Genomic DNA, 5,729 nt, shown 5'->3' with positions numbered 1-5,729 from the left:
GGACACGGGCGCGCCGGGGCCCGGGGAGCGCACGAAGCCCTCCACCCGGAAGGGGCCCATGAGCATCTCCAGGCCCGCGCCGTCGGTGTTCATCCGGGTGAGGACGGAGAGCAGCAGCTCCGAGTCCGCATCCGACAGGCGCTTCGTGAGGATGAGGCCATCGGCGAGCGTGGAGATGGTGAAGAGAAAGGGCGTGAGCTGGGGCGCGTCCGCGCCCAGGTACGACGTCAGCGTGGCGCGCATGGCGTGCGCGTCCGTGTGGTTGGAGAAGATGGCGGCCACGTCCGACTCGCCGCGCAGCACCGCGTCCAACGCCTTGCGGTAGGTGCCCAGGAAGCGCTGTTCGGAGAAGAGCGTGTCCGGGCGCAATCCCAATGACTCCAGGTGGCGCACGGGCAGCAGGTGGCCTCCGGTGGAGCGCGGCGCCACCCAGGCCACGCGCTTGCCCTGGAGCGTCTCCAACGTCAGCGGCGCGTCCGAACGACACACCAGCGCGGAGTGGTAATGCCAACTGCCCGAACGCACCGCGCGAAGCACCGCCCGCGCCTGCGGCTCAAAGGCATTGCACTGCTCGGCGGTTCCCCACGCCATGTCCACGCGGCCCGCCGCCAGCTCCGCCTCCAACGCCTCATAGGTCGGAGACATGGCCATCACCACCGGCCGCCCCAGCCGCTCCGACAAGGCCCGCGCGAACAGCTCCACGCGGACGTGCTCCCTTATCTCTCCCAACGATGGGTAGAGCAGGCAACGGATGGGGGGGGCACTCGACGCGGTCACGGCAGAATCCTCCGGTTTCCCCCCTCTCCCGGCGGCCCCTGCTCCGGGCCTCCGGCTCACGACTCCCGCCACCTTGCCTGAATCCTTACGCCATTGCACATTATTCCTGAATCACTGAAATAAATAGGCTCCCTAGCTTTACCACACCTTGACCCAGGGTCGTCAGGGACCAGGGGTACCAGAAGGCGCCGGGTCAACGTTGAGAGGGATGGCACCGCGCCTGCAGAGCAGACGTGCAGGCGAAGGCAACCGCCTGAAAGGACTGGGCGGATGGCATTGAGAGGCAAGGCCCTGTGGCCGGGCGTGGTGGGAACGGCGGTGCTGGTGTGGTGGGGCGCCCGCGGTGTGGCAGCGGCGCCACGCGTGGCGGACACGACCGGGGTCGGGGCGAAGGTGAGGACGGGGGACGTGGTGTTCCAGACGTCGGGCTCGCGGCAGTCGAAAGCCATCCAGGTGGCGACGCACAGCCCGCTGTCTCACGTCGGGTTGGTGGAGGTGACCCAGGAGGGCGTCTTCGTGGTGGAGGCGGTGCAGCCGGTGAAGCGCACCCCCTTCGAGAAGTGGAAGGCGCGCGGGGTGAAGGGGCGGCTGCTGGTGCTGCGGCCCACGGGGGTGGAGGCCTCTGCGAAGGAGCGCGTGGTGGCGGAGGCGAAGCGGCACCTGGGCAAGCCGTACGACGCGCTCTTCGGTTGGGGGGACGAGGCGATGTACTGCTCGGAGCTGGTGCGCAAGGCGTACGCGGCGGGCGCGGGGGTGGAGTACGGGAAGATGGAGAAGCTGGGGACGCTGGATGTGGCGGGCCTCCAGCGGGAGATTTCCGAACGCTACCGGGGCCCGATGCCCGTGGACCTGGAGCTGGTGACGCCCGCGAGCCTGGCGGCCGATTCCCGGCTGGAGGTGGTGCACTCGGACTTTCCGAAGGCGCGCTGACCCAGGCCGCGAGGACGGCGGAAGCCCCCGTTCGTTTCCTGCCAACCTGAATGACAGGCGGGGGCTCACACGCGGGGTGAAGGACCGGTAGGGTTGGCTTCATGCGCCACCTTCTTCTGCTGCTGCCCTTGTTCGCCCTCGCGGGCTGTAAGGACCCCCAGGACGGGGTGAAGGTCACCATCACCTCCACGGGGTTCGTGCCGGGCTGCCTCCGGGTGACGGCCCAGGATGAGGCCAGCCAGGAGAGCCGGACCACGGCGCTGGCCGGCAAGGGTGCGCCCTCCGTCGGCGGCAGCGTGCTGGTGGGGGTCGTGCTGCCGGAGGGCTGGGGCACGCAGCTCTCCATCAAGGCCGAGGCGTTCGAGGCGCCCTTCACGCCGGGCGAGGACTGCACGGGCAAGGTCGTCACGTCCGGGGACGGGAAGGTCTCCATCGCGCGAGGCGAAGCGGCGAAGGGCAATCCTCCGGGACTCACGCTGGAGCTGAAGGCCAGCGACGTGGATGGGGATGGCTATGTCCTCGATAACAAGGACGGCACGGGCGGCACCGACTGCGATGACAGGCTGGAGCTGGGAAGGTCCGTCCATCCGGGCGCCAAGGAGCGGTGCAACGGCGAGGATGACAACTGCGACGGCAAGGATGACCAGACGCACTTCGGGCTGGGAGTCGCTTGCCAGAACGACGGAGGTTGCACGGGCACGCTCGATTGCGCGTTCAACAGGGTCGACACCGCGTGCAACGCCCCCGAGCCGGTGCTGGCCTGGGTCGACGCGGATGGCGACAAGGTGGGCAAGGCGGGCGCGGAGGCCACCCCGTTCTGTACGCCGAACACCGTGCCTGACAGCGGCTACGTGCCGTTCAACACACGCCATGACGACTGTGATGATTCACGCATCGACGTCCATCCTTCCGCCCCGGAGAAGTGCGACGGGGTGGACAACAATTGCGACGACACGACGGACGTCCTGACAGGCACCTGCGACACGCCCGGCACACAATGCCCGGGGCTCTTCGCATGCGCGGGCCTCGCGGAAGGCAAGGTCGATGGCGGCACGTTCTGCCAGGGAACGGTCGCACCCTCCCGGTGGTCCCCGGATGAGGACCTGGACAACCATGGCCGCGACAACGCGCAGGTCACCGAATCCTGTATCCGGCCGGGCGCCGACTACTCGACCCAAGCGGGTGACTGCGATGATGGCAACCCCTTCATCCACGAAGGCGCCCCCGAACTGTGTGACGGCCAGGACAACAATTGCGACGAGGACACGGACGAAAACAACGTCTGTCCAGCGGGAGACCCCTCCTGGGTGTCCAGGGATGTCGGAACGGATCCCAACCGCGACTGGCTGGGTGTCTCCCTTTACGGGAACGGCGGTGTGTGGATCGTCGGCAGCGCATCAGGCCGGGCGGTCAAGGCGCCCACGCTCAACGCCTTCTCGGTCCTGGATGGAACTTGCACGGATGGCTCGACCCCTCAAATCCTGCCCAGCGTCTGGGCGGATCCGGTCACCGGAACCGCCTACATCGGAAGAGATGAGGGCCAACTCATCGTCCAGACACCGGCCAGCACGGATTGCAGACCCAGGACCCCAGTGAACTTCGCAAACACAACCACCACGGGCCTGATGGGCTTCGCCACCAGTGGCGAGGTGAAGGTCTTTGGGACGGGGCAGCGGGGGACAACCAAGGATGGCGTGACCTTCCAGTGGAATGGCGGATCCGACACCGTGACCGCACAGGAGCGAAAGAACCTGGTCCTGTCAGCCGTGCACGGCCGCTCGGAAGGCACCCTCTTCGCCGTGGGTGTCGACAACACCGGAAGGGGAGTAATTCTTCGCTACCTGAACACCGAAACACCTCCGGCTTGGAACAAGGACTCGACCGTTCCCTCCGCGGCGGGTCCCTTGACCGCGGTCCATGTGGTCAGCGCGAAGCTTGCCTATGCGGTGAGTTTCACGGGCCAGTTGCTGCAATGGAATGGTGTCGAGTGGTCCATTGACAGCTCGGGTGTCCCCATCACCCGGTTCACCGGTGTCCTGGCTTTCGGAAGAAACTCCATCTACATCAGCACCGACGACGGCAAGGTGCTCCACTACGACGGAGATGTCTGGCACACCGAGACGACATCCAACAGCAAGTATGGCATTGCCGGCAGCAGTCCGGCGGACATCTGGGTCGTCGGCAAGGGCCGGCAGGTGACCCACTTTCCGTTCTGGCCACAGTAGTTCGCGCCCCCCAGGCCGGACTTCTCCCATCGGAAGTCCGGCCGGGAGTGCCAGCACTCAGCGCTTCACCCGCAGGACCTGGAACCCCTTCCCGCCCGCGCCGAAGCCCTTCAGGTTCTCCGCCCGCACCACCAGGTCGCCGGAGGCCAGCACGCCCCACACGTCCGCGCGGGCCAGGGCCGTGCTCGCGGCCCGTTCGTAGCGCCGCGCCTCGCGCCACGTCGTTCCGTCCGTGCTGGTGAAGAGCCGCGCGTACACGTCCGATTCGGGCTGCACGTCCCCGGCGTTCGCCCTTCCCGTCCCCAGCACGTGCCCTCCTCCTGGCAACCCTTCCAGGGAGTACGCCGGCCCCGGCAGCGTCAGCAGCGCGTCCACCCGCGCGTTGGCGAACACCCGCAGCAGTTTCGGGTGCTCCGGCTCATACAGCGTGGACTGCCCCAGCAGCAGCTCGCCTCCGGACAACACCGCGCCCGTCAGCGCGTTGGCACCGTAGCCGCCCATCACCTTCGCCCAGGTGCGCCCTCCGTCCGTGGAGCGCATCACCGCAGCCTGGGTGGCGCTGCTTCCGAACGTGGCCCACAGCACGCTGCGCACCGGATCCGCGAACAACGCCAGCCCGTGGCGCGACGCCTGGAACGTGAAGCGCACCGCCCACGTCGCCCCGCCGTCCGTGCTGGCCCACAGCCGCACGGGCGTGCTGCCGGACGTCACCGTCTGGTACTCCAGGAAGAACACCGTGCTCCCCAGCTCCGCGAAGTTCGCCGGGGACGCCGCGCGGTAGGTGCCCAGCGCCACCGCGTCCGTCCACGTCCGCCCTCCGTCCGTGGAGCGCTCCAGATGGTAGCTGCCGCCGCGGCTCATCTGCGCCAGCAACGTCCCGTTCTTCAGCGCCGCCATCACCCAGAACGACGCCCCGCCCACGCCCTGGCCTCGCGCGCTGAACGTTCGCCCACCGTCCGTGCTCGCCCACAACCGCGAACGGCTGTCGTCCAGCGCCAACGCGTACACCGTGCCCGCGCCGTCCACCGCCAGCACGTCGTGCGTCGTGTTCGTGAACACCGGCTCCAGCGTCACCGGCCCCTGCACCCCACCGTCTCCAGGCACCGGGCCGCCATCCGTCCCCGCGTCCACGCCGCCATCCGAAGCGCTCCCGCCATCCGGCGTCCCGGCGCCGCCATCCGACGTGCCCCCGCCATCCGGCGTCCCTCCGTCCTGTCCAGAGCCGCCCCCGCCCGGCTGACGCGGCACCGCCACGCGCATCACCTTCGCGCTGGAGTTCGCATCCGGCGAATCCCCGTAGAAGCACGGCACCTCCGTGACGCTGTCCGGCAGCACGTCCAGCGCGGAGAGGTAGCCCTTGAAGCTCGTGCGCGAGTCCAGCGTCACCGGGTCGCTGAAGGTCCCATCGCGCAGCACCCGGACCCGGAGCTCGTAGTCCGCGGCCGACTGCATGTGATTGTAGAAGACATACAGTGCGTTCCCCACCCGGGTGACCGCGGGCTGCAACGCCCAGTCCGGCGTGTTCTCCACCAGCGTGCGTGGCCCGAAGGACGTCCCGTCGAAGCGGCGGTAATACAGACGCTCCGTCTCGTCCTTGTAGACCAGGTGAATGCCGCCCTTGCCGTCCTCCACCGCGCTCAACGCCGCGCCATGGTAGATGCCGTCGGAGAACGCCTCCCGCGAAGCCCCCCAGGTGTCCACGGGGTCGGCCGCGTCGCGCATCCGCAGGCGCGTGGGTTCGAACCCGTCATGCATGGCGTAGAAGAAGACGAGCTTCGAGCCCACGCTCAGCATCCG

4 protein-coding genes are annotated in these 5,729 nt (G+C 68.4%); 2 read left to right on the top strand and 2 right to left on the bottom strand.

Features of this window, described 5'->3' with window-relative positions:
- On the bottom strand, positions 1–777 hold a 777-nt coding region (locus D7V88_RS38320; RefSeq protein WP_147449054.1), incomplete at its 3' end, for a phosphate/phosphite/phosphonate ABC transporter substrate-binding protein.
- A gap of 270 nt (positions 778–1,047) precedes the next feature.
- Here D7V88_RS38320 and D7V88_RS38315 point away from each other — a divergent pair.
- A complete protein-coding gene (locus D7V88_RS38315) occupies positions 1,048–1,707 on the top strand; it encodes a YiiX/YebB-like N1pC/P60 family cysteine hydrolase (protein WP_120545484.1) in 660 nt (219 codons plus the stop codon).
- 101 nt (positions 1,708–1,808) lie between these two features.
- Positions 1,809–3,932 carry a putative metal-binding motif-containing protein gene (locus D7V88_RS38310; RefSeq protein ID WP_120545483.1) on the top strand — a complete coding sequence of 708 codons (2,124 nt, stop codon included), beginning with the start codon at positions 1,809–1,811 and terminating at the stop codon, positions 3,930–3,932.
- Between the two features lie 57 nt (positions 3,933–3,989).
- Here D7V88_RS38310 and D7V88_RS38305 read toward each other — a convergent pair.
- On the bottom strand, positions 3,990–5,729 hold a 1,740-nt coding region (locus D7V88_RS38305; protein ID WP_147449053.1), incomplete at its 5' end, for a WD40/YVTN/BNR-like repeat-containing protein.

Origin of the sequence: Corallococcus terminator (genome assembly GCF_003611635.1) — a bacterium.
In the GTDB taxonomy this organism is placed as follows: Bacteria; Myxococcota; Myxococcia; order Myxococcales; family Myxococcaceae; genus Corallococcus; species Corallococcus terminator.
This window is presented reverse-complemented; position numbering and strand designations above follow the sequence as displayed.